Source organism: Burkholderia sp. AW33-5 (assembly GCF_053427615.1).
Genome location: NZ_JBSAXA010000023.1, coordinates 52,982 through 75,186, shown reverse-complemented (window position 1 = coordinate 75,186; position 22,205 = coordinate 52,982). Strand labels below are relative to the sequence as shown.

Genomic DNA, 22,205 nt, shown 5'->3' with positions numbered 1-22,205 from the left:
TGTCCCCCCGCCTTATTTGCCGCCGAGCGTTACAAACAGGGTCAGGAGCCCCAGCATGCCGATGATCATGGCGAACGCGTAGTGATAGATGTAACCGGATTGGAGGAAGCGGATCACGCCGGCGAACCAGCCGATGAACCGCGCGCTGCCGTTGACGAGACCGTCGATCACGACGACGTCGCCTTCCTTCCACAGGCCGCGGCCGATCGCCACCGAACCACGGGCGAACACCACTTCGTTGATCTTGTCCATGTAGTACTTGTTGTCCAGCAGCGTGTAGATCGGACCGAACGCGCGGCGGATCGACGCCGGCAGCTCCGGACGCTTCAGGTACAGGAACCACGCGACGACGACACCGGCGAGCGCCAGCCACACCGGCAGGCCCGACACCGAGTGCAGACCCATGCCCACCCAGCCGTGGAACTCTTCGGCCATCTCGGCCAGTGCCGGATGGTTTTCGCCGATGAAGATCACCTTGTCGAACGCGACGCCGTGCTGGAAGAAGTCGCCGAACAGCATCGGGCCGATCGCGATCGCACCGATGATCACCGACGGAATTGCCAGCAGGACCAGCGGCACCCACACGACCCACGGGGTCTCGTGCGGCTCGTGCGCGTGGTCGTCATGACCGTGGCCATGGCCGTGATCGTCGTGGCCGTGCGCGGCCGCCATGCCCATCGGCGATTCCGGATGCTTCGGCTTGCGGAAACGCTCTTCGCCGTGGAACACCAGGAAGTACATGCGGAACGAGTACAGCGCCGTGACGAACACGCTCGCGACGACCGCGAAGTACGCGAAGCCAGAACCCGGCAGATGCGACAGCTTCACCGCGTCGATGATCGAGTCCTTCGAGTAGAAGCCCGAGAAGAACGGCGTACCGATCAGCGCCAGCGAACCGACGAGCGACGTGATCCACGTGATCGGCATGTACTTGCGCAGGCCGCCCATGTTGCGCATGTCCTGGTCGTGGTGCATGCCCATGATCACCGAACCGGCGCCGAGGAACAGCAGCGCCTTGAAGAACGCGTGCGTCATCAGGTGGAACACGGCGACCGGGTAAGCGGACACGCCGAGCGCGACGGTCATGTAGCCGAGCTGCGACAGCGTCGAGTACGCGACGACACGCTTGATGTCGTTCTGGACGATCCCGAGGAAGCCCATGAACAGTGCCGTGATCGCACCGATCACCGTGATGAACGACAGCGCGGTATCCGACAGTTCGAACAGCGGCGACATGCGCGACACCATGAAGATGCCGGCCGTCACCATCGTCGCTGCGTGAATCAGCGCGGAGATCGGGGTCGGGCCTTCCATCGAGTCGGGCAGCCACACGTGCAGCGGGAACTGCGCCGATTTACCCATCGCGCCGATGAACAGGCAGATACAGGCGACGGTCAGCAGGCCCCAGTCGGTGCCCGGGAAGTGCAGGCTTGCGAGCTCGGCGCGCTTCGCGAACACTTCGCCGTAGTTCATCGAACCCGCGAACGCCAGCAGCAGGCCGATGCCCAGCAGGAAGCCGAAGTCGCCCACGCGGTTCACGAGGAACGCCTTCATGTTCGCGTAGATCGCGCTCTCACGCGTGAAGTAGAAGCCGATCAGCAGGTACGACACCAGACCCACCGCTTCCCAACCGAAGAACAGTTGCAGGAAGTTGTTGCTCATCACGAGCATCAGCATCGAGAACGTGAACAGCGAGATGTACGAGAAGAAGCGCTGGTAGCCATCTTCTTCCGACATGTAGCCGATCGTGTACACGTGCACCATCAGCGAGACGAAGGTCACGACGACCATCATCATCGCGGTCAGCGAATCGACGAGGAAGCCGACTTCGAGTTTCAGCGAGCCGACGTTCATCCATTCGTAGACGGTCGCGTTGAAGCTCGCGCCGCCCATCACGTCGAGGAAGACTTTCGCCGACAGGAGGAACGCGATCAATACGCCGAGGATCGTGATCCGGTGTGCGCCCTTGCGCCCCACTGCGTTCCCGAACAGCCCCGCAATCAGCGAGCCGGCCAGCGGAGCGAGCGGAATCGCCAGCAGCAGGTTTTCATTGAGTGTCGTTGACATAACAGCGTTGCCTGAAATTAACCTTTGAGCTGATCGAGATCCTCGACATTGATCGTGTCGAGCTTACGGAACAGGGTCACCAGAATCGCGAGACCGATCGCGGCTTCCGCTGCGGCGACGGTCAGCACGAAGAACACGAAGATCTGGCCGTGCACGTCGCCGAGGTAGTGCGAAAACGCGACGAAGTTGGTGTTCACCGCCAACAGCATCAGTTCGATCGCCATCAGGATGATGATGATGTTGCGGCGGTTCAGGAAGATCCCGACGATCGCGATCGCAAAGAGGATCGCGCCGAGCACGAGGTAATGAGCAAGAGTCAGCATGGTTTTCTTTTCCTCCGCTTAGCCGTTGGTGCTCGTACCGGCTTCGCTCTGCGCCGTTTCCGGCTGCGGCTTGTCCGCTTCCATCTTCACGAGGCGCACGCGGTCATTACGGCGCACCTTGACCTGATCCGACACGCGCTGGCGCTTGCTGTCCTTGCCCTTGCGCTCGGTCAGCCCGATCGCGGCGATGATCGCGACCAGCAGCACCAGGCCTGCGATTTCAAACGCGAAGATGTAGTCGGTGTAGATCACCTTGCCGATCAGGCGCGTGTTCGACCAGTCGGCCATCGCGCCCGTCGCCATCGCGTGCACCGTGTGCGTGTCGCCGTAGCCGCGCCACAGGATCAGCGCGGTCTCGACCACGATGATCGCGCCGACGACGGTCGCCATCGGTACGAAGCGCTTGAAGTCGCGGCGCAGGTAATCGATGTTGATGTCCAGCATCATCACGACGAACAGGAACAGCACCATCACGGCGCCCACGTACACCAGCACCAGCAGGATCGCGAGGAACTCCGCTTCCAGCAGCATCCAGATCGCGGCGGCGTTGAAGAACGCCAGCACAAGGAAAAGCGCAGACGCCACCGGGTTGCGCGAAGTGATCACCTTCAGCCCTGATACCACCAGGAGCAGCGCGAAGATGTAGAACAGTACGGTCGTGAATTCCATGATTACCGGTTCATCGTTAGGCCATAGTCAGGCGCGGCTTGCGGGACGCTCTCGCGTGCCGCACCCGTCGCGGCGGCTCGGCCCGTTCATGCCGGGCCGGCACTGCAAACACAATCAACGATACGGCGCGTCGGCGGCCTTCGCCGCAGCGATGTCCTTCTCGTAGCGATCGCCCACCGCGAGCAGCATTTCCTTCGTGAAATACAGGTCGCCGCGCTTTTCGCCGTGATACTCGAGGATCTGCGTCTCGACGATCGAATCGACCGGGCAGCTTTCCTCGCAGAAACCACAGAAGATGCACTTCGTCAGGTCGATGTCGTAGCGCGTCGTGCGGCGCGTGTTGTCCGCGCGCGTTTCCGACTCGATCGTGATCGCCATCGCGGGGCACACGGCCTCGCAGAGCTTGCACGCGATGCAGCGCTCTTCGCCGTTTTCATAGCGGCGCAGCGCATGCAGCCCGCGGAAACGCGGCGAAATCGGGGTCTTCTCTTCCGGGAACTGCACGGTGAACTTGCGCCGGAACGTGTAACGACCGGTCAGCGCGAGCCCCTTCAGCAGCTCCGTCAGGAAGAAGGTCTTAAAGAAGTGTTGGATTGCCGTCATGATTTCGTCCGATCTTTACTTCACCCAGATGTTGAGCGGCGACATCATCCAGAAGCCGACCACGACCACCCAGATCACCGTGACGGGCAGGAACACCTTCCAGCCCAGACGCATGATCTGGTCGTAACGGTAGCGCGGGAACGTCGCGCGCACCCAGATGAACACCGACAGCAGCGCGAATACCTTCAGCACCAGCCAGAAGATGCCCGGAATGAACGACAGGAATTCGAACGGTGCGTCCCAGCCGCCGAGGAACAGCGTCGCGGCCAGCGCCGAGATCACGATCATGTTGATGTACTCGGCGAGGAAGAACAGCGCGAACGCCATGCCCGAGTAATCGATCATGTGACCCGCGACGATCTCCGACTCCCCTTCCACCACGTCGAACGGGTGACGGTTCGTTTCGGCGATGCCGGACACGAAGTAGACGACGAACGCCGGCAGCAGCGGCAGCCAGTTCCACGACAGGAAGTTCACGCCGTGGCCGGCGAAGAAGCCGTGCTGTTGCGAGCCGACGATTTCCGACAGGTTCAGGCTGCCGGCCGTCATCAGCACGAGCACCAGCGCGAAGCCCATCGAGATTTCGTACGACACCATCTGCGCCGCGGCGCGCATCGCACCGAGGAATGCATACTTCGAGTTCGACGCCCAGCCGGCGAGAATCACCGCGTACACGCCGATCGACGAGATCGCCATCGCATACAGCAGGCCCGCGTTCACGTTCGCGAGCACGGCCTCGGCCTGGAACGGGATCACCGCCCACACGGCAAACGCCGGCACGACGGTCATGACCGGCGCGATCAGGTACAGCCAACGGCTGGCGGCGCTCGGCTGAATCACTTCCTTCAGCAGCAGCTTCAGCACGTCGGCGATCGGCTGCAGCAGGCCGCCGGGGCCGACGCGGTTCGGGCCGAGACGCACGTGCATCCAGCCGATCAGCTTGCGTTCCCACAGAATCAGGTACGCGACGCACAGCAGGATCACGACGGCGACGACGAGGATGCGCACGACGGCCCACACCGTCGGCCACGCGACGCCGAGAAGCTGGGCTCCGCCCGCGTTGATCGTATCGAACAAGCTCATTTACGCCTTCTCCACCACCAGTTCACCGGACAGGCTGCCGAGCGCTGCGCCGGCAGGCGTCGCCGCCGACACGCGAACGACCGTCTCCGCAAGATTCGCGTCGCGCACGGCCGGCAACTGCACCGCACGCTCGCCCTGGCGCACGCGCACCGCGTCGCCTTCCTTCAAGCCCAGCTTGTCGAACAGCGCGGCCGGCAGGGCTGCGGCGTTCGCCATCTTCGCGGCGGCCGTCAGTTGCAGCGCACCGGCGCGGCGCACGAGTGCGTCGGCATGATAGATCGGCACGTCGGCGAGGCGCTCGAAGCCGCCGTTCGCGGCAGCTGCCGCGACGCGTGCCGGCGCGACCGACGCCTGGTTCGACAGACGCTTCGCGACGCCTGCGTCGCCGAGCGCCGCGAGACGCACTTCTTCCGCCGTTTCGTATTCGAAGTTCGGCAGGCCGAGCAGGCTGCCGAGCACGCGCAGCACCTTCCACGCCGGACGCGTATCGCCGAGCGGACGCACGACGCCGTTGAAGCTCTGCACCGAGCCTTCCGCGTTCACGTACGTGCCTGCCGTTTCCGTGAACGGCGCGATCGGCAGCAGCACGTCGGCATAATCGAGGCCGTGCTTGAACGGCGACATCACGACGACCATTTCGGCCTGGTTCAGCGCGGCAAGTGCCTGCGCCGGATCGGCCGTGTCGAATTCCGGTTCGACGTTCAGCAGCACGTAGCCCTTGCGCGGCTGCGCGAACGCTTCGCGTGCGTTCAGGCCGCCCTCGCCCGGCAGTGCGCCGACGACGTGCGCGCCGACCGTGTTCGCCGCTTCCGTCAGGAAACCGAACGTGGCGCCCGTGTTGCCGGCGATCCACTGTGCAACGGCGTGCAGCTTCGCGAATTGCGGGTGACGGACGGCCGCATTGCCGAGCAGCACCGCGCGGCGCTCGCCGTTCGCGAGCGACTGGGCGACTGCTTGTGCCGCCGGCGATGCGGTGATGCCCGCCAGCGCGTCCGGCAGCGCGACGCCGCGCAGTTGCGCGACGGCGGCGGCGATGCCGGCCAGCTCGTCGAGCCATGCCGACGGCGCGGCGACGATGCGCTTCGCGGTCGGGATCAGCGAGTCGTCGGCGGTCGCGTGCAGGAAGTGCAGCTTCGCGCCGTTCTTCGCGGCCTGGCGCAGGCGCGCGGCGAACAGCGGGTGGTCGCGGCGCAGGAACGAACCGACGACGAACGCGGCATCCACGCTCGACAGATCGGCGATCGGCATGCCGAGCCACGGTGCGCCCTGGACCGGCGCCGAGAAATCTTGCTGACGCAGACGGAAGTCGACGTTCGGCGTTTTCAGTTCGCTGGCGAGCTGCTTCACGAGGAACAGCTCTTCAGCGGTGCTGTGCGCGCTCGCGAGCATCGCCAGCGCGTTCGCGCCGTGATCCGCGGCGATGCCCTTCAGACCCTTCGCGACATATTCGAGCGCGGTCTGCCAGTCGGTCTCGATCCACTGGCCGCCCTGCTTCAGCATCGGCTTCGTCAGGCGCTCTTCACTGTTCAGGCCTTCGTACGAGAAACGATCCTTGTCCGAGATCCAGCATTCGTTGATCGCTTCGTTCTCGAACGGCAGCACGCGCATCACGCGGTTGTTCTTCACCTGCACGACGAGGTTCGCGCCGACCGAATCGTGCGGGCTCACCGACTTGCGGCGCGACAGTTCCCACGTACGGGCGCTGTAGCGGAACGGCTTGCTGGTCAGCGCGCCGACCGGGCACAGGTCGATCATGTTGCCCGACAGTTCGGAGTCGACCGTCTTGCCGACGAACGTCGTGATTTCCGAGTGCTCGCCGCGACCCAGCATGCCGAGCTCCATCACGCCGGCGATTTCCTGGCCGAAGCGGACGCAGCGCGTGCAGTGGATGCAGCGCGACATTTCTTCCATCGAGATCAGCGGGCCCACGTTCTTGTGGAACACCACGCGCTTTTCTTCCGAGTAGCGCGACGACGACTTGCCGTAGCCGACCGCCAGATCCTGCAGCTGGCATTCGCCGCCCTGATCGCAGATCGGGCAGTCGAGCGGGTGGTTGATGAGGAGGAATTCCATCACCGACTGCTGCGCCTTCACGGCCTTGTCGGACTGCGTGCGCACGATCATGCCGGCCGACACGGGCGTCGCGCAGGCAGGCACGGCCTTCGGCATCTTCTCGACTTCGACGAGACACATCCGGCAGTTGGCCGCGACCGACAGTTTCTTGTGATAGCAGAAGTGAGGAATGTACGTATCCGCCTTGTGCGCAGCCTGGATCACCATGCTGCCTTCGGGCACCTCGACCTTCTTGCCGTCTATTTCAAGTTCAACCATGATGGTGAATGGTCCTTAACCTATTTCCGCCCGTTCGCGCCTTCGCCCGACCGTGCACTCAAATTCCGCAACCGGTGCTTCGCTTCAGGCTGCCGCCGCGTGCGCGTGGCCGCCGACCATGCAGTGCTTGTGCTCGACGTGGTACGCGAATTCGTCCCAGTAATGCTTGAGCATCCCGCGTACCGGCATCGCCGCCGCATCGCCGAGCGCGCAGATCGTGCGGCCCATGATGTTCTCGGCAACCGAGTTCAGCAGGTCCAGATCTTCCTGGCGACCTTCGCCGTGCTCGATACGATTCACGACGCGATACAGCCAGCCGGTGCCTTCACGGCACGGCGTGCACTGGCCGCACGATTCCTCGTAGTAGAAGTACGACAGGCGCAGCAGCGAACGCACCATGCAGCGCGTCTCGTCCATCACGATCACCGCGCCGGAGCCGAGCATCGAGCCCGCCTTCGCGATCGAGTCGTAATCGAGATCGGTCTGCATCATGATGTCGCCCGGGATCACCGGTGCCGACGAACCGCCCGGAATCACGGCCTTGATCTTGCGACCGCCGCGCATCCCGCCGGCGAGCTCCATCAGCGTCGCGAACGGCGTGCCGAGCGGCACTTCATAGTTGCCCGGACGCTCGACGTCGCCCGACACCGAGAAGATCTTCGTGCCGCCGTTGTTCGGCTTGCCGATCTCGAGGTAATTCTGCGGCCCGATGGACAGCAGGAACGGCACCGCGGCAAACGTCTCGGTGTTGTTGATCGTGGTCGGCTTGCCGTACACGCCGAAGCTCGCCGGGAACGGCGGCTTGAAGCGCGGCTGGCCCTTCTTGCCTTCGAGCGACTCGAGCAGCGCCGTTTCCTCGCCGCAGATGTACGCGCCGTAACCGTGGTGCGCGTGCAGCTGGAACGAGAATTCCGAGCCCATGATGTTGTCGCCGAGGAAACCCGCGGCACGCGCTTCATCGAGCGCGGCCTCGAAGCGTCGATACACTTCGAAGATTTCGCCGTGGATGTAGTTGTAGCCGACGGTGATGCCCATCGCGTACGCGCCGATGGCCATGCCTTCGATCAGCGCGTGCGGGTTCCAGCGCAGGATGTCGCGATCCTTGAACGTGCCCGGTTCGCCTTCGTCCGAGTTGCAGACGAGGTACTTCTGCCCCGGAAACTGGCGCGGCATGAAGCTCCACTTCAGGCCGGTCGGGAAGCCCGCACCGCCACGGCCACGCAAGCCCGACGCCTTCACGTCGGCGATCACCTGCTCCGGCGGAATCTTTTCTTCGAGAATGCGGCGCAGCTGCTTGTAGCCGCCGCGCGCAACGTAGTCTTCGAGATGCCAGTTCTCGCCGTTCAGACCAGCGAGGATCAGCGGTTTGATGTGACGGTCGTGGAGGGACGTCATTTCGAGAGCTCCTCAAGCAGCTGGTCGATCTTCTCGCGGCTCATGAAGCTGCACATTCTGTGATTGTTCACCAGCAGCACCGGCGCATCGCCGCACGAGCCCATGCATTCGCCTTCCTTCAGCGTGAACTTGCCGTCGGGCGTGGTCTCGCCGAAGCCGATGCCCAGCTTCTGTTTCAGGTAGTCGGCAGTCGCTTCCGCGCCGCCGTGCGGGCCAAGCTGGCACGGCAGGTTCGTGCAGAGCGTGATCTTGTGCTTGCCGACCGGTTTGAGCTCGTACATCGTGTAGAACGTCGCGACTTCCTGCACGGCGACGGCCGGCATGCCGAGATAGTCCGCGACGAACTGCATCAGTTCGGGCGACAGCCAGCCGTGCTCTTCCTGAGCGACGGCCAACGCCGACATCACGGCGGACTGTTTCTGATCGGCGGGATACTTCGTCAACGCTCGATCGATTTCCTTCAGGCCTTCAGCTGAGATCATTTTCAGACACGACTCTTTCAATTCCTACCGAACGAACAACCTGCCGCACTGCTGTGCAAGGACGGCAGACCTGGCGCTCACTGTTGACAGCTTGCGAAGCCGCGCCGGTTCAGCGCGCATCGCGTGTGACTTACTGCTCGCCGCCCGCTCGCGCGGGCGGCGCGACCATTAGCGATCGATTTCGCCGAACACGATGTCCTGCGTACCGATGATCGTGACGGCGTCGGCAATCATGTGACCGCGCGCCATTTCGTCGAGCGACGCAAGGTGCGCAAAGCCCGGTGCGCGGATCTTGAGGCGATACGGCTTGTTGGCACCATCCGACACGAGGTAGATGCCGAATTCGCCCTTCGGATGCTCGACAGCCGCGTACGCTTCGCCTTCCGGCACGTGAAAACCTTCGGTGAAGAGCTTGAAGTGGTGAATCAAGTCTTCCATGTTGGTCTTCATGCCGACGCGCGACGGCGGCGCAACCTTGTGATTGTCGGTCATCACCGGGCCCGGATTCTTGCGGAGCCACTCAATACACTGTTTCGCGATGCGGATCGACTGGCGCATTTCCTCGACGCGCACCAGATAGCGGTCGTAGCAATCGCCGTTCACGCCGACCGGCACGTCGAAATCCATGCGGTCGTACACTTCGTACGGCTGCTTCTTGCGCAGGTCCCACGCGATACCCGAGCCGCGCAGCATCGGGCCCGTCAGACCCATCTGCAGCGCACGCTCCGGGCTGACGACGCCGATCCCGACCAGACGCTGTTTCCAGATCCGGTTGTCGGTCAGCAGCGTTTCGTATTCGTCGACGCACTTCGGGAAGCGCGTGAAGAAGTCGTCGATGAAGTCGAGCACCGAGCCGCTGCGCGCTTCGTTCATCTTCGCAAGCGCCTTCTCGTTGCGAATCTTCGACGCCTTGTATTGCGGCATTGCGTCAGGCAGGTCGCGGTAGACGCCGCCCGGACGGTAGTACGCCGCGTGCATCCGGGCACCGGACACCGCTTCGTACACGTCCATCAGGTCTTCGCGCTCGCGGAATGCGTACAGGAACACCGCCATCGCGCCGACGTCGAGTGCGTGCGCGCCGATCCACATCAGGTGGTTCAGCACGCGCGTGATCTCGTCGAACAGCACGCGGATGTACTGCGCGCGCTCCGGCACGTCGATGCCGAGCAGACGCTCGATCGCGAGCACGTAGCCGTGCTCGTTGACCATCATCGACACGTAGTCGAGACGGTCCATGTACGGCACGGACTGGATGAAGGTCTTGTTTTCCGCGAGCTTTTCAGTCGCGCGATGCAGCAGGCCGATGTGCGGATCGGCACGCTGGATGACTTCGCCGTCGAGCTCGAGCACGAGGCGCAGCACGCCGTGCGCTGCCGGGTGCTGCGGACCGAAGTTGAGGGTGTAGTTCTTGATTTCTGCCATGACGCCCCCTTAATGTTTCAGACCGCCATAGCGATCCTCGCGGATCACGCGCGGCGTGATTTCGCGCGGCTCGATCGTCACCGGCTGGTAGACGACCCGCTTCTCTTCCGGGTCGTAACGCATTTCGACATAACCCGACACCGGGAAGTCCTTGCGGAACGGATGGCCGATGAAGCCGTAGTCGGTGAGGATGCGACGCAGATCGGGGTGACCCTCGAACACGAGGCCGTACAGGTCGAACGCTTCGCGCTCGTACCAGTTTGCGGAGGTCCAGATGTCGACGAGCGATGCCACGATCGGCAGATCATCGTCCGGCGCGAACACGCGCAGGCGCAGGCGCCAGTTGTTCGTGACCGACAGCAGCTGCGACACGGCCGCGAAACGCGGGCCGTCGTAGGCGCCGTCGCCGTAGGTCTGGTAGTCGACGCCGCAGAGGTCGATCAGTTGCTCGAAACGGAGCTTCGGATCGTCGCGCAGCATTTTTGCGACTTCGAGGTAGTCGCTCGCCTTCACGACGAGCGTCAGTTCACCGATCGCTTCGGTGAGGCTCACCACGCGCGCGCCGAGCGCGGCTTCGAGGTTTGCCTTGAGGGTCTCGATTTTGCTTGCCATATTGAGGGACGCTCGGGGCTTTATTGACGGGCGATGGTATTGGTGCGGCGGATCTTCGCCTGAAGCTGGATCACGCCGTAGACCAGCGCCTCGGCCGTGGGCGGACAGCCCGGCACGTAGACGTCGACCGGCACGATCCGGTCGCAACCGCGGACCACCGAGTACGAGTAGTGGTAATAACCGCCACCGTTCGCGCACGACCCCATCGAGATCACCCAGCGCGGCTCGGCCATCTGGTCGTACACACGGCGCAGCGCGGGCGCCATCTTGTTGCACAGCGTGCCGGCGACGATCATCACGTCCGACTGACGCGGGCTCGGACGGAACACGACCCCGAATCGGTCCAGGTCATAGCGGGCCGCGCCCGCATGCATCATCTCGACGGCGCAACACGCGAGCCCGAACGTCATCGGCCACAGCGAGCCGGTACGCGTCCAGTTGATCAGCTTGTCAGCCGTCGTGGTGACAAACCCTTCCTTCAAGACCCCTTCGATACTCATTTGCTTTCCACTCCAGACGAGCGGCCCAGCGTGGCCGCCCATGCAAACCGGCGATTAACCCATCACTCCCAGTCGAGGCCGCCTTTCTTCCAGATATAGGCAAAGCCCAGCAGGAATTCGAGCAGAAAAATCATCATTGCGATGAAACCCGGCCAGCCGATGTCCCGGAGCGCGACGCCCCACGGAAACAGGAATGCGGTTTCGAGATCGAAGATGATGAACAGGATGGCGACGAGGTAGTACCGGACGTCGAATTTCATCCGGGCGTCTTCAAAGGCTTCGAAGCCGCACTCATACGGTGCGTTCTTCTCGACGTCCGGCTTATTGGGACCAAGGAGCTTGCCGATGCTGACCAGCGCTATACCTAAACCAGTGCCCACGAGGAGGAACAACAAGACGGGGTAATAGGCTGCGAGGTTCAAGGCAATCCTCTATCGGTTGGTTCTGAGCGTCCGGAGAATACCACTTCCGGCGGAAGGAATCATTTCGGAGTGCGTGCGATCACAAGACAATCGCAAGGCACACCCCAGAAATGAAAAATGCCAGCCACTAGAAGCGGCTGGCATTGAGTAACTTTGGTGCCGACGGCGAGACTCGAACTCGCACAGCTTTCGCCACTACCCCCTCAAGATAGCGTGTCTACCAATTTCACCACGTCGGCACTGCATGCAACTCGGGTTGTGCTGCTTGTTTCCCGCGAATCGCTTCAAGAATTAAATTCTAACCCGAGTTCCAGATTTGTTCAACGCACAAACGCAAAAAATTCGACTTTTTATTTCGGGACATCCTGACCCGGCGCGCTCGCCGCCGAACCCGCGGCAGCGGACGCGGCGACGGCCGGCGCCGACGCTGCGGGCGCCGATGCCGGCGCGGTCGCGGCGGTGCCGAGCACGCCGGCCGACGGCGTCGACTTGTACGAACCGAGGTACGTCAGCGCGAGCGTCGCGACGAAGAAGATCGTCGCGAGAATGCCCGTCGTGCGCGACAGGAAGTTGGCGGAGCCCGTTGCACCGAACAGGCTGCCCGACGCGCCGCTGCCGAATGCCGCGCCCATGTCGGCGCCCTTGCCGTGCTGCAGCAGCACGAGTCCGATCACACCGAGTGCAGACAGCACCTGCACGACAATAATCAGCGTCTTGAATAACAGCATCACACCCACCCGATTGGATCAGGCAACCGGACCAACCGGCCGCCATCATGGTTCAATTCGATCCTGGACCGCTCAACGTGCGGCCCGGCAGATCGCCAGGAAATCTTCCGCCTTCAGCGACGCGCCGCCGATCAGGCCGCCGTCGATGTCAGGCTGCGCGAACAGCTCTTCCGCGTTGTCCGGCTTCACGCTGCCGCCGTACAGCACCGATACGTCCGCCGCCCCCTTCGCCGCGAGACGCGCACGCAGGAATGCGTGCACGTCCTGCGCCTGCGCCGACGTCGCGCTCTTGCCCGTGCCGATCGCCCAGACCGGCTCGTATGCGACGACGATGCGTGCGGCCTCGTCAGCCGTCAGCACGGCCAGCACGGCGTCGAGCTGCGCACCGACTACCTGCTCGGTCGCACCCGCTTCGCGCTCGTCGAGCGTTTCACCGACGCACACGACGGGCGTGAGGCCCGCCGCAAGCGCGCGCTGCGTCTTGGCGGCGACGGTTTCGCTGCGCTCGCCGTGATACGCGCGACGCTCCGAGTGACCGACGATCGCATACTGCGCGCCGAACTCCGCCACCATCGCGGCCGCCACTTCACCGGTGAACGCGCCCTGCTCGTGCGCGGACACGTCCTGCGCGCCGAACGCGACACGGCCGCCGGCGAGCTGCGCCTGAACCTGCGCGAGATACGGGAACGGCACGCACACGCCGATCGACGTCTCGGCCGCCACCGCGCCCGCGCCCTGCACCACTTCGTTCAGCAATGCCTGGTTGCCGGCCAGCCGGCCGTGCATCTTCCAGTTGCCGATCACTCGCTTCGTTCGTTGTTTCGACATCGTGTCTGTCTCGTCACTATCTTGTCATTAACGCGCCGGAAACCGGCCCGTCAGGTTGGATCTGGCGAAGCAAACCCACGATTTTACTGCGCGCGGCTTGAACCGGTCAAACGCGCATGTCAAGCCCGCCGCACGGGCCGTCACGCGTTCGCGCCCCAATCAAGCACGATCTTGCCGATGTGCTCGCCGCTTTCCATCAACGCATGCGCCTGCGCGGCCTCCCCTGCCGGCAGCACGCGGTAGATGACGGGCTTGATGCGACCGTCCGCGAGCAGCGGCCAGACGCGCGCCTTCAGCTGCGCGGCGATGCGCGCCTTGAATTCGACCGGACGCGGACGCAGCGTCGAGCCCGTCACCGTCAGCCGGCGGCGCAGGATTTCATTCAGGTTGACCTCGGCCTTCGCGCCGCCGAGCAACGCGATCAGCACGAGGCGGCCGCCATCCGCGAGCGCGGACAGTTCGCGCGGCACGTACGAGCCCGCGACCATGTCGAGGATCACGTCGACGCCGCGATCGTGCGTCAGCGACTTGACCACCTCGACGAAGTCCTCGGTCTTGTAGTTGATCGCACGCTCGGCGCCGAGCGCCTCGCATGCGCGGCATTTGTCGGCATTCCCGGCCGTCGCGAACACGCGAAAGCCGAGCGCGTGCGCGATCTGGATCGCCGTCACGCCGATCCCGCTCGAGCCGCCCTGCACGAGCAGCGTTTCCTGCTCGCCGCCCTCGCCCGCGCCGAGCAGCGCACGGTCGAACACGTTACTCCACACCGTGAAGAAGGTCTCGGGCAGCGATGCGGCCTCGATGTCGGTCAGCCCGTCGGGCACCGGCAGGCATTGCGGCAGCGGCGCAACCGCATATTCGGCATAGCCGCCGCCCGCGAGCAGCGCGCAGACGCGATCGCCCAGCTTCAGGCCGAACGGGTTCAGCGCCGCATCCGACAGGTCACCGCCGACGATCTCGCCCGCGACCTCGAGGCCCGGCAGATCCGACGCCCCCGGCGGCGGCGCATACGCGCCCTTGCGCTGGAATACGTCCGGCCGGTTCACGCCGGAAGCCGTCACCTTGATCAACACTTCGCCGCGCTTCGGTTCGGGGCGCGGACGCTCCGCCAGCTTCAGCACGTCGGGGGCGCCGAATTCGGTGATTTCGATGGCTTTCATGGTGGTCGCTCCAGGATCAGTCGGGGGCGCACCCGTGCGCGGCACGGGCGCCTCGCCGGCGCTGCTGCGCCGCACAACGATGCTACAGAAAAAACGGCCGGCACGCTTTCGCACTGCCGGCCGTTCTCACGCCTGTCCGCTTACTGCTGCGGCGGCGTATCCGACTGCGACGCTGCCGCTGCTTCGTTCAGCAGCGCCTTCGCCGACAGACGCACGCGACCCTTCTCGTCCGTCTGGATCACCTTGACCTTCACCTGCTGACCTTCCTTCAGGTAGTCGTTGATGTCCTTCACGCGCTCGTTGACGATTTCCGAGATGTGCAGCAGGCCGTCCTTGCCCGGCAGCAGATTCACGATCGCGCCGAAATCGAGCAGCTTGAGCACCGTGCCTTCGTACACCTGGCCGACTTCGATCTCGGCCGTGATTTGCTCGATGCGCTTCTTCGCTTCGGCCATGCCTTCGCTGTTCGTGCTCGCGATCGTCACGACGCCGTCATCCGAGATGTCGATGGTCGTGCCGGTTTCTTCCGTCAGCGCACGGATCACCGAACCGCCCTTGCCGATCACGTCGCGGATCTTTTCCGGGTTGATCTTGATCGTGATCATGCGCGGCGCGAATTCCGACAGTTGCGTGTTCGCACCCGAGACCGCCGACGTCATCTTGCCGAGGATGTGCATGCGGCCTTCCTTCGCCTGCGCGAGCGCGACCTGCATGATTTCCTTCGTGATGCCCTGGATCTTGATGTCCATCTGCAGCGCCGTCACGCCTTGCTCCGTGCCGGCTACCTTGAAGTCCATGTCGCCAAGGTGATCCTCGTCGCCGAGGATGTCGGTCAGCACCGCGAACTTGTTGCCTTCGAGGATCAGGCCCATCGCGATACCCGCGACGTGCGCCTTCATCGGCACGCCGGCGTCCATCAGCGCGAGGCAGCCGCCGCACACCGACGCCATCGACGACGAACCGTTCGATTCGGTGATTTCCGACACGACGCGGATCGAGTAGCCGAATTCGTCGGCGCTCGGCAGGCACTTGACCAGCGCGCGCTTCGCGAGACGGCCGTGGCCGATTTCACGACGCTTCGGCGAGCCGACGCGACCCGTTTCGCCGGTCGCGAACGGGGGCATGTTGTAGTGGAGCATGAAGCGCTCGCGGTATTCGCCTTCGAGCGCGTCGATGATCTGCTCGTCACCCTTCGTGCCGAGCGTCGCGACGACGAGCGCCTGCGTTTCGCCACGCGTGAACAGCGCCGAACCGTGGGTGCGCGGCAGCACGCCGGTACGGATCTCGATCGGACGCACGGTGCGCGTGTCGCGACCGTCGATGCGCGGCTCGCCGTTCAGGATCTGCGAACGGACGATCTTCGCTTCGATGTCGAACAGGATGTTGCCGACGGTAGCCTTGTCGGCCGCGACCGTGCCGGCCGCCAGCGCGTCTTCCTCGAGCTTCGCCGAGGTCGCCGCGTAGACTTCCTTCAGCTTCGTCGAACGCGCTTGCTTGTCGCGCAGCTGGTAAGCGGCGAGCAGGTCGCCGTGCGCCAGTTCCGTCACGCGCGCGATCAGCGCCTCGTTCTTCGGTGCCGGCTGCCAGTCCCACTCGGGCTTGCCACCTTCGCGCACGAGTTCGTGGATCGCATCGATCGCCGTCTGCATCTGCTCGTGGCCGAACACGACCGCGCCCAGCATCACGTCTTCCGGCAGCTGGTCGGCTTCCGATTCGACCATCAGCACCGCACGCTCCGTACCGGCGACGACGAGGTCGAGGCTCGATGCCTTGATCTGGTCACGCGTCGGGTTCAGCACGTATGCGTTGTCGATGTACGCGACGCGCGCGGCACCGACCGGACCGTTGAACGGCAGGCCCGACACGGCGAGCGCAGCCGATGCACCGATCAGCGCGGGGATGTCCGCCGGGATTTCCGGGTTCACGGACAGCACGTGAATCACGACCTGCACTTCGTTGTAGAAGCCTTCCGGGAACAGCGGGCGCAGCGGACGGTCGATCAGGCGCGACGTCAGCGTCTCGTGTTCCGACGGACGGCCTTCGCGACGGAAGAAGCCGCCCGGGATCTTGCCGGCCGAGTAGGTCTTTTCGAGGTAGTCGACGGTCAGCGGGAAGAAATCCTGGCCCGGCTTCGCCGACTTCGCGCCGACGACGGTTGCCAGCACGACGGTGTCTTCCACGTCGACGATCACGGCACCGCTCGCCTGGCGAGCGACTTCACCGGTTTCGAGGCGCACCTTGTGCTGGCCCCACTGGAATTCCTTCACGACCTTGTTGAACATGGACATGGTTGCTCCTTTGAATTCATTCATTTCATTCGCCGCCCGGGCCATCCCGTGCGGCGGCGTCCCGACCGAATCACCCGGAGCAAGGTGTGTTTTTTATGCCATTCCAGCGCGGCGCTCGTCGAGCGGCGCGCTGGAATGACACAAATCCCGACCCCGGTATCAGCCGTTCCGGCAGCCGGCACTCACGTGCCGGACAACCCGCGGTGCGCGTGACGCTACGCACCGCGCAAAAACAAAATGCCTGCATCAGCGGACTGACACAGGCATCTTGCTGGCGGCAATCGCCTCGATTACTTACGCAGACCCAGCTTCTCGATCAGTGCGCGGTAACGGTCGGCATCCTTGCCCTTGAGGTAGTCGAGCAGCTTGCGGCGGCGGCTCACCATGCGCAGCAGGCCGCGGCGGCTGTGGTGGTCCTTCGCGTGGGTCTTGAAGTGACCCGTCAGTTCGACGATACGTGCGGTCAGCAGTGCGACCTGGACTTCGGGCGAGCCCGTGTCGTTGGTACCGCGGGCGAACTGAGCAACGACTTCCGACTTCTTGATATCTGCAACAGACATGTGATTTCCTTTGTTTCCTACTTGCTAACTGAACAGGCGGACACGGAAGAATGGCCGTGCCGTGACTTACAACCGGCGGGCATTGTAGCACAACTGCACGCCGTTCCTACCGCCCCCTGTCACGGGCGCGTCATCGAGCAGGTCGATGGCGTCTGGGTGCGCTGCGCAGGCACCGCGAGGATCGTCCGGAAGCCATATCCCGAGCCCTCGTTGTCGAAGCGCACGCCCGGCATGCCGGCCTTGTCCATCTCCATCACGTAAAGGGGCTGGATCAACTGATGATCCTGCGCGCGCATCGTGGACGCGTGGAAGCCGTCGTCGAACGACAGCCCCTCCAGCGCACGCGCCACCGCCACGGGGTCGGTCGAGCCTGCCCGAGTCATCGCCGCCGCGAGCATCTCGATCATCAGGCTCATGCGCCGCACCGGGTAGTCGTCCTGAGCGGCGGGAAAACGAGTCCGGAACGCGCGGTAAAACGCGTCCGACTTCGCGCCGCCTGCGTTCGGATGCCAGTCCGCAACGGCCACCACCCGCCCGACGCCCGCATCGCCCAGCGCGGCGGGCGCGCCGAGGCTGTTGCCGTAGAACGTATAGAACTTCGCGTTCAGCCCCTGCTCGCGTGCCGCCTTCACGAGCAGCGTGAGGTCGTTGCCCCAGTTGCCGGTCACGACCGCGTCCGCACCGCTCGCCCGGATCTTCGCGATATAAGGGGAGAAATCCTTGATGCGGCCGATCGGATGGAATTCGTCGCCGGCAATCGTCACGTCGGGACGCCGCTCGGCCAGCGCCTGCCGGGCCAGACCGCTGACGTCGTGACCGAAGCTGTAGTCCTGGTTCAGCAGGTAGACCTTGCGCAGCGCGCGGTCGCGCGCCATCACGTCGGCCAGCGCGGCCATCCGCATCCCCGCGTGCGCGTCGAAGCGGAAATGCCAGAAGCTGCAGCGCGCACCGGTCAGCGCCGGATCGTCGGCCGAATAGTTGAGGAACAGCATCCGGCTGTCCGGATTGCGCGTGTTCAGCTTGTCGAGCGCCGCGACGAGCGCGGCCGCGACTGCCGAGCTGTTGCCCTGCGCGACGAAGCCGATGTGCCGGTCCGCCGCCGCGCGCAACTGCACGAGCGCCTCCTCCGGGCTGCCCTTGCTGCCGAGCACGACGAGTTCGAGCGGGTGCGCGCCATCGCGCAGTTTCACGCCGCCCGCCGCATTGACCTGTTCGATGCCGAAGCGGAGGTTGCGCTCGACCGCCGCGCCCGCGTTCGCAAACGGGCCCGACATTCCTTCTATCAGCGCGATCCGCACCGGCTCGCCTGCTGCGAACGCGCACGACGCCAGCGTCCACCCCGCGCTCAATGCGAGCGCGCATCGTTTCCACAGCTGCATCGGCTCCCTGCCCTTCGATCTGTCCGAGAAGCGCGGATCATAGGCCGCAGACACTGCCGGCCGCAAGCGCGGCGCGATGCGACGCCCCGACGACGCGCCTGCCGCGATCCGCACCGATTTTTTCGGCATGATGCGCCGGCGCGCGCCGTCCGTGATACAACTGAACAGTTAGAAAGCCCTGGAGAATCCCATGCCCATTCGCCTTCCCGTGCGCCTGCCGGCGCTGGTCGCCTGCGCGGCGGCGCTGCTTGCCGGTTGTGCACAGCCGTGGCAGCAATACCAGGCCGGCCAGGACGAGTCGGCGATCGTCGCGCGCATGGGCCCGCCGCGCGAGATCTACGATCTGCCCGGCGGCGGCAAGCGTCTGATGTGGCCGACCCAGCCGATGGGCGAAATCACCGTCGCGGCCGACGTCGACGCGGCCCATCGGATCGTCAACGTCCGTCAGGTGCTACAGCCGAGCGAGTTCTATCGCGCGGAAATCGGCAAGTGGACCAAGACCGACGTGCTCGTCAATTTCGGCCGCCCGGTCGAGACGTCCTACTTCCCGCTGATGAAGCGCGAGGTGTGGACCTACCGCTATCTCGAAGACAACGTCTGGTACATGATGTACAGCTTCTACTTCGACCCGCAAGGCATTCTGCGCACCACGCAAAAAACGCCGGACCCGCTGCACGACCCCGACCGTCGCAACCTGTTCTGATCGGATCGATTGCGTATTTACACGCAATTTTCACAATGGCCATTCACGAATTATTGCGTGAGTGGCCATTTCTTTTTTTCCGTCATATTCGATTAATTTCCAATTCGACGCGGCAATCCTTTCCGATCGAAGCTGTGCTGACCGCATTATGCGAAGCCCCGTGCCATGGGCGCCAGCGGGAAACAGGCATGCACGATACATGTCATGCGTTGGATTGGTGCATTCGATGCACCTCTCCAGATCCAGTTGAAACAATTTGTATCATTGGCACCGGACGTTAGGGCATACCCCTAATATCGGACGAAATTGAACCTTTCAATCTAGAAAGCATCCTATTGCTCCACTTCGTCCGGTATCTGCTTGTCCTTATCACAAAGGAGTCCTCATGAATCGCCCCAAGAGCATGCTGGTTGCCAACATCGCCTGGGCCCGCGAAACGAGCGAACACACGCCCGGCTTCTTCGATGCGCTCGCGCGCGGCCAGAACCCTCGGGTGCTGTGGATCGGCTGCGCCGACAGCCGGGTGCCCGCCGAAACCATCACGCACTGCGTGCCCGGCGAGCTGTTCGTCCATCGCAACATCGCGAACCTGTTCCATCCCGACGACGACAATTCGGCGAGCGTGCTCGAGTACGCCGTGCGCGTGCTCGAAGTCGACCACGTGATCGTGTGCGGCCACTACGGATGCGGCGGCGTGCGCGCGTCGCTGCTGCCGCCGCCCGCCGACCTGCCGCACGTCGCGCGCCGCATCGCGCCGCTGTGCGCGCTCGCACGGCGCCATCGCGACACGCTCGACGGACTCGACGACACGGCGGCGGCCGACCGCCTGGCCGAGCTCAACGTGCTCGAACAAGTGCGGCTGCTGCGCGCGTCGCCGATCGTGCATGGCCGGCAGCGGCCGCCCCTCGTTCACGGCTGGATCTTTTCACTCGCGGACGGCCGCCTGAAGGAACTCGACTCCGGCTATATGGCACCACCGGCCGAAGCCGAGCCGGAGCATGCCGCCATGGCCGCCGCGCTCGGCTGATCCGCCTCCCCCTACGCCAATGAAATCACCCCAACCATGAAACTGAACGAGCGCCTGTCCACCCTGCCGCGCGACATCGTCGCCGGCATCGTCGTTTTCCTCGTCGCGCTGCCGTTGTGTCTCGGCATCGCCAATGCGTCCGGCGTCGAGCCGTTCGCCGGGCTCGTGTCCGGCATCGTCGGCGGCATCATCGTCGCGCTGTTGAGCGGCTCGTCGCTGTCGGTCAGCGGACCGGCCGCCGGCCTCGTCGTGATCGTCGTCGAAGGGATCGCGCAACTCGGCAGCTTTTCCGCGTTCCTGCTCGCGGTGCTGTTGTCCGGCGTGCTGCAGTTCGGCTTCGGCATGCTCCGCGCCGGCCGCTTCGCCGCGTACGTGCCGTCGCCCGTCATCAAGGGCATGCTCGCGGCGATCGGCCTGCTGCTGATCGTAAAGCAGATTCCGTTCGCATTCGGCATCGGCGGGCCGGCCGCGCAATCGTTTGCGTCATGGACGAGCCTGCCGACCGCCTGGGCCGCGACGGCCATCGCACTTGTCTCGCTCGCGCTGCTGATCGCCTGGGACACACCGGCGTTCAAGCGCTTCGGCCGGGTGCGCTCGGTGCCCGCGCCGCTCGCGGTCGTCGTGTTCGGCATCGGCGCGACGCTGGTGCTCGGCGTCATTGCGCCGTCGGTCGCGCCGGGCGCTGCGCATCGCGTCACGCTGCCGGAACTCGAATCGTTCGCGGCGCTCGCGGCATCGCTGAAGCACGCCGAGCTCGGCCCGAACTTCGCGCAGCTCGTCAATCCGGACGTGTGGCGCGTCGCGATCACGCTCGCGGTCGTCGCGAGCCTCGAGACGCTGCTGAGCCTCGAGGCGGTCGAACAGATCGACCCGAAGCGCCGCCCGACGCAGCCGGACCGCGAATTGAAGGCCCAGGGCGTCGGCAATCTCGTCGCCGGTGCGTTCGGCGGGCTGCCGATCACGTCGGTGATCGTGCGCAGTTCGGTGAACGTGAACGCGGGTGCGCAAAGCCGGATGTCGGCGATCGTGCACGGAATCCTGCTGCTTGCCAGCGTGTTCGCGCTCACCGGGCTGATCAACCTGATCCCGCTCGCGAGCCTCGCGGCGATCCTGATCCACACCGGCTTCAAGCTCGCGAAACCGGCGCTGTTCCGCTCGGTGCTGAAGCAGGGCCCGGCCGCGTTCGCGCCGTTCGCCGCGACGATCGCGGGCGTGCTGGCGGTCGACCTGCTGTTCGGCATCGCCGTCGGCCTCGCGTGCAGCGTGCTGGCGGTCGCGGTCGCGAACCTGAAAAGCCCCGTCGCGCTCGCGCAGCACGACGACCACTTCCTGCTGTCGTTCCGCAAGGACGTGTCGTTCCTCGGCAAGGTGCAGGTCAAGCATCATCTGCGGCACATTCCCGACCGCGCGGCCGTGATCATCGACGCGACGCGCGCCGACTACATCGATCACGACGTGCTCGAACTGCTCGACGCGTTCGTCGCCGATGCGCCGCGGCGCGGGATCGCGGTCGAATTCCGCCGCCGCAGCCCGGCGCCTCGCGCGGCCGCGCGCCGCTGGCTGTTCCGCGCGCCGGCGGCCGAATGAGCGGCGCATGAAAAAACGCCCCGGGCGGCGCAAGGC

21 protein-coding genes and 1 tRNA gene are annotated in these 22,205 nt (G+C 64.5%); 3 read left to right on the top strand and 19 right to left on the bottom strand.

Annotation, left to right across the window (positions count from 1 at the left end; all coding sequences use genetic code 11):
* Positions 1–12 precede the first annotated feature (12 nt).
* The 19 genes from nuoL to ACV22V_RS26780 all read right to left on the bottom strand — a co-directional run bounded on the left by nuoL (position 13) and on the right by ACV22V_RS26780 (position 18,852).
* On the bottom strand, positions 13–2,067 hold the full coding sequence (gene nuoL / locus ACV22V_RS26870; RefSeq protein ID WP_059533198.1) for an NADH-quinone oxidoreductase subunit L: 2,055 nt from the start codon (positions 2,065–2,067) through the stop codon (positions 13–15).
* Between the two features lie 17 nt (positions 2,068–2,084).
* Positions 2,085–2,390 (bottom strand): NADH-quinone oxidoreductase subunit NuoK, encoded by a 306-nt coding sequence (gene nuoK / locus ACV22V_RS26865; RefSeq protein WP_004185739.1) that lies wholly within the window; start codon positions 2,388–2,390, stop codon positions 2,085–2,087.
* 18 nt (positions 2,391–2,408) lie between these two features.
* Positions 2,409–3,059: an NADH-quinone oxidoreductase subunit J gene (locus tag ACV22V_RS26860; RefSeq protein ID WP_059533200.1), complete on the bottom strand. Its 651-nt coding sequence runs from the start codon at positions 3,057–3,059 to the stop codon at positions 2,409–2,411.
* A gap of 114 nt (positions 3,060–3,173) precedes the next feature.
* Positions 3,174–3,662: an NADH-quinone oxidoreductase subunit NuoI gene (gene nuoI, locus ACV22V_RS26855; RefSeq protein ID WP_011885529.1), complete on the bottom strand. Its 489-nt coding sequence runs from the start codon at positions 3,660–3,662 to the stop codon at positions 3,174–3,176.
* A 15-nt stretch (positions 3,663–3,677) separates the two neighbouring features.
* Positions 3,678–4,745 (bottom strand): NADH-quinone oxidoreductase subunit NuoH, encoded by a 1,068-nt coding sequence (nuoH, locus tag ACV22V_RS26850; RefSeq protein ID WP_059533202.1) that lies wholly within the window; start codon positions 4,743–4,745, stop codon positions 3,678–3,680.
* Positions 4,746–7,076: an NADH-quinone oxidoreductase subunit NuoG gene (gene nuoG, locus ACV22V_RS26845; RefSeq protein ID WP_448016020.1), complete on the bottom strand. Its 2,331-nt coding sequence runs from the start codon at positions 7,074–7,076 to the stop codon at positions 4,746–4,748.
* Positions 7,077–7,160: 84 nt separating this feature from the next.
* Positions 7,161–8,471, bottom strand: a complete 1,311-nt coding sequence (gene nuoF, locus ACV22V_RS26840; protein ID WP_006756904.1) for an NADH-quinone oxidoreductase subunit NuoF — start codon at positions 8,469–8,471, stop codon at positions 7,161–7,163.
* On the bottom strand, positions 8,468–8,953 hold the full coding sequence (gene nuoE / locus ACV22V_RS26835; RefSeq protein WP_006478266.1) for an NADH-quinone oxidoreductase subunit NuoE: 486 nt from the start codon (positions 8,951–8,953) through the stop codon (positions 8,468–8,470). Before nuoE ends, nuoF begins: the two co-directional genes overlap by 4 nt.
* A gap of 168 nt (positions 8,954–9,121) precedes the next feature.
* Positions 9,122–10,375: an NADH-quinone oxidoreductase subunit D gene (locus tag ACV22V_RS26830; RefSeq protein WP_012364320.1), complete on the bottom strand. Its 1,254-nt coding sequence runs from the start codon at positions 10,373–10,375 to the stop codon at positions 9,122–9,124.
* 9 nt (positions 10,376–10,384) lie between these two features.
* Positions 10,385–10,987, bottom strand: coding sequence for an NADH-quinone oxidoreductase subunit C (locus tag ACV22V_RS26825; protein ID WP_059502607.1), 603 nt, complete (start codon positions 10,985–10,987; stop codon positions 10,385–10,387).
* A gap of 20 nt (positions 10,988–11,007) precedes the next feature.
* Positions 11,008–11,487: a NuoB/complex I 20 kDa subunit family protein gene (locus tag ACV22V_RS26820; RefSeq protein WP_006398799.1), complete on the bottom strand. Its 480-nt coding sequence runs from the start codon at positions 11,485–11,487 to the stop codon at positions 11,008–11,010.
* Positions 11,488–11,549: 62 nt separating this feature from the next.
* Positions 11,550–11,909 (bottom strand): NADH-quinone oxidoreductase subunit A, encoded by a 360-nt coding sequence (locus ACV22V_RS26815; protein ID WP_006398798.1) that lies wholly within the window; start codon positions 11,907–11,909, stop codon positions 11,550–11,552.
* A 154-nt stretch (positions 11,910–12,063) separates the two neighbouring features.
* Positions 12,064–12,148, bottom strand: a tRNA-Leu gene (locus ACV22V_RS26810).
* Between the two features lie 111 nt (positions 12,149–12,259).
* Positions 12,260–12,637: a preprotein translocase subunit SecG gene (gene secG, locus ACV22V_RS26805; RefSeq protein ID WP_059533209.1), complete on the bottom strand. Its 378-nt coding sequence runs from the start codon at positions 12,635–12,637 to the stop codon at positions 12,260–12,262.
* 72 nt (positions 12,638–12,709) lie between these two features.
* Complete coding sequence (gene tpiA, locus ACV22V_RS26800) at positions 12,710–13,465, bottom strand: triose-phosphate isomerase (RefSeq protein WP_124522488.1); 756 nt, start codon at positions 13,463–13,465, stop codon at positions 12,710–12,712.
* 140 nt (positions 13,466–13,605) lie between these two features.
* Positions 13,606–14,625, bottom strand: coding sequence for an NAD(P)H-quinone oxidoreductase (locus tag ACV22V_RS26795; protein ID WP_223961010.1), 1,020 nt, complete (start codon positions 14,623–14,625; stop codon positions 13,606–13,608).
* Positions 14,626–14,765: 140 nt separating this feature from the next.
* Positions 14,766–16,913, bottom strand: a complete 2,148-nt coding sequence (gene pnp, locus ACV22V_RS26790; protein ID WP_059533215.1) for a polyribonucleotide nucleotidyltransferase — start codon at positions 16,911–16,913, stop codon at positions 14,766–14,768.
* Positions 16,914–17,203: 290 nt separating this feature from the next.
* Positions 17,204–17,473 (bottom strand): 30S ribosomal protein S15, encoded by a 270-nt coding sequence (rpsO, locus tag ACV22V_RS26785; RefSeq protein ID WP_006398792.1) that lies wholly within the window; start codon positions 17,471–17,473, stop codon positions 17,204–17,206.
* Between the two features lie 119 nt (positions 17,474–17,592).
* Positions 17,593–18,852 carry a branched-chain amino acid ABC transporter substrate-binding protein gene (locus ACV22V_RS26780; RefSeq protein WP_448016019.1) on the bottom strand — a complete coding sequence of 420 codons (1,260 nt, stop codon included), beginning with the start codon at positions 18,850–18,852 and terminating at the stop codon, positions 17,593–17,595.
* 190 nt (positions 18,853–19,042) lie between these two features.
* Here ACV22V_RS26780 and ACV22V_RS26775 point away from each other — a divergent pair, with 190 nt between their 5' ends.
* From ACV22V_RS26775 to ACV22V_RS26765, 3 genes are all read left to right on the top strand, one after another.
* Positions 19,043–19,555, top strand: a complete 513-nt coding sequence (locus tag ACV22V_RS26775) for a hypothetical protein (protein ID WP_059533217.1) — start codon at positions 19,043–19,045, stop codon at positions 19,553–19,555.
* 385 nt (positions 19,556–19,940) lie between these two features.
* Positions 19,941–20,582, top strand: a complete 642-nt coding sequence (locus ACV22V_RS26770) for a carbonic anhydrase (RefSeq protein ID WP_223961014.1) — start codon at positions 19,941–19,943, stop codon at positions 20,580–20,582.
* A 36-nt stretch (positions 20,583–20,618) separates the two neighbouring features.
* Positions 20,619–22,169, top strand: coding sequence for a SulP family inorganic anion transporter (locus tag ACV22V_RS26765; RefSeq protein ID WP_448016018.1), 1,551 nt, complete (start codon positions 20,619–20,621; stop codon positions 22,167–22,169).
* The last annotated feature ends 36 nt before the right edge of the window (positions 22,170–22,205 follow it).

Excerpts from the sequence above, each read along its gene's own strand:
- nuoL (WP_059533198.1), bottom strand. The coding sequence starts at position 2,067 with ATGTCAACGACACTCAATGAAAACCTGCTGCTGGCGATTCCGCTCGCT.
- pnp (WP_059533215.1), bottom strand. The coding sequence starts at position 16,913 with ATGTCCATGTTCAACAAGGTCGTGAAGGAATTCCAGTGGGGCCAGCAC.
- ACV22V_RS26825 (WP_059502607.1), bottom strand. The coding sequence starts at position 10,987 with ATGGCAAGCAAAATCGAGACCCTCAAGGCAAACCTCGAAGCCGCGCTC.
- rpsO (WP_006398792.1), bottom strand. The coding sequence starts at position 17,473 with ATGTCTGTTGCAGATATCAAGAAGTCGGAAGTCGTTGCTCAGTTCGCC.
- ACV22V_RS26860 (WP_059533200.1), bottom strand. The coding sequence starts at position 3,059 with ATGGAATTCACGACCGTACTGTTCTACATCTTCGCGCTGCTCCTGGTG.
- nuoK (WP_004185739.1), bottom strand. The coding sequence starts at position 2,390 with ATGCTGACTCTTGCTCATTACCTCGTGCTCGGCGCGATCCTCTTTGCG.
- nuoG (WP_448016020.1), bottom strand. The coding sequence starts at position 7,076 with ATGGTTGAACTTGAAATAGACGGCAAGAAGGTCGAGGTGCCCGAAGGC.
- tpiA (WP_124522488.1), bottom strand. The coding sequence starts at position 13,465 with ATGTCGAAACAACGAACGAAGCGAGTGATCGGCAACTGGAAGATGCAC.
- ACV22V_RS26795 (WP_223961010.1), bottom strand. The coding sequence starts at position 14,625 with ATGAAAGCCATCGAAATCACCGAATTCGGCGCCCCCGACGTGCTGAAG.
- secG (WP_059533209.1), bottom strand. The coding sequence starts at position 12,637 with ATGCTGTTATTCAAGACGCTGATTATTGTCGTGCAGGTGCTGTCTGCA.
- nuoF (WP_006756904.1), bottom strand. The coding sequence starts at position 8,471 with ATGACGTCCCTCCACGACCGTCACATCAAACCGCTGATCCTCGCTGGT.
- ACV22V_RS26780 (WP_448016019.1), bottom strand. The coding sequence starts at position 18,852 with ATGCAGCTGTGGAAACGATGCGCGCTCGCATTGAGCGCGGGGTGGACG.
- nuoE (WP_006478266.1), bottom strand. The coding sequence starts at position 8,953 with ATGATCTCAGCTGAAGGCCTGAAGGAAATCGATCGAGCGTTGACGAAG.
- nuoI (WP_011885529.1), bottom strand. The coding sequence starts at position 3,662 with ATGACGGCAATCCAACACTTCTTTAAGACCTTCTTCCTGACGGAGCTG.
- ACV22V_RS26770 (WP_223961014.1), top strand. The coding sequence starts at position 19,941 with ATGAATCGCCCCAAGAGCATGCTGGTTGCCAACATCGCCTGGGCCCGC.
- nuoH (WP_059533202.1), bottom strand. The coding sequence starts at position 4,745 with ATGAGCTTGTTCGATACGATCAACGCGGGCGGAGCCCAGCTTCTCGGC.
- ACV22V_RS26820 (WP_006398799.1), bottom strand. The coding sequence starts at position 11,487 with ATGAGTATCGAAGGGGTCTTGAAGGAAGGGTTTGTCACCACGACGGCT.
- ACV22V_RS26765 (WP_448016018.1), top strand. The coding sequence starts at position 20,619 with ATGAAACTGAACGAGCGCCTGTCCACCCTGCCGCGCGACATCGTCGCC.
- ACV22V_RS26830 (WP_012364320.1), bottom strand. The coding sequence starts at position 10,375 with ATGGCAGAAATCAAGAACTACACCCTCAACTTCGGTCCGCAGCACCCG.
- ACV22V_RS26775 (WP_059533217.1), top strand. The coding sequence starts at position 19,043 with ATGCCCATTCGCCTTCCCGTGCGCCTGCCGGCGCTGGTCGCCTGCGCG.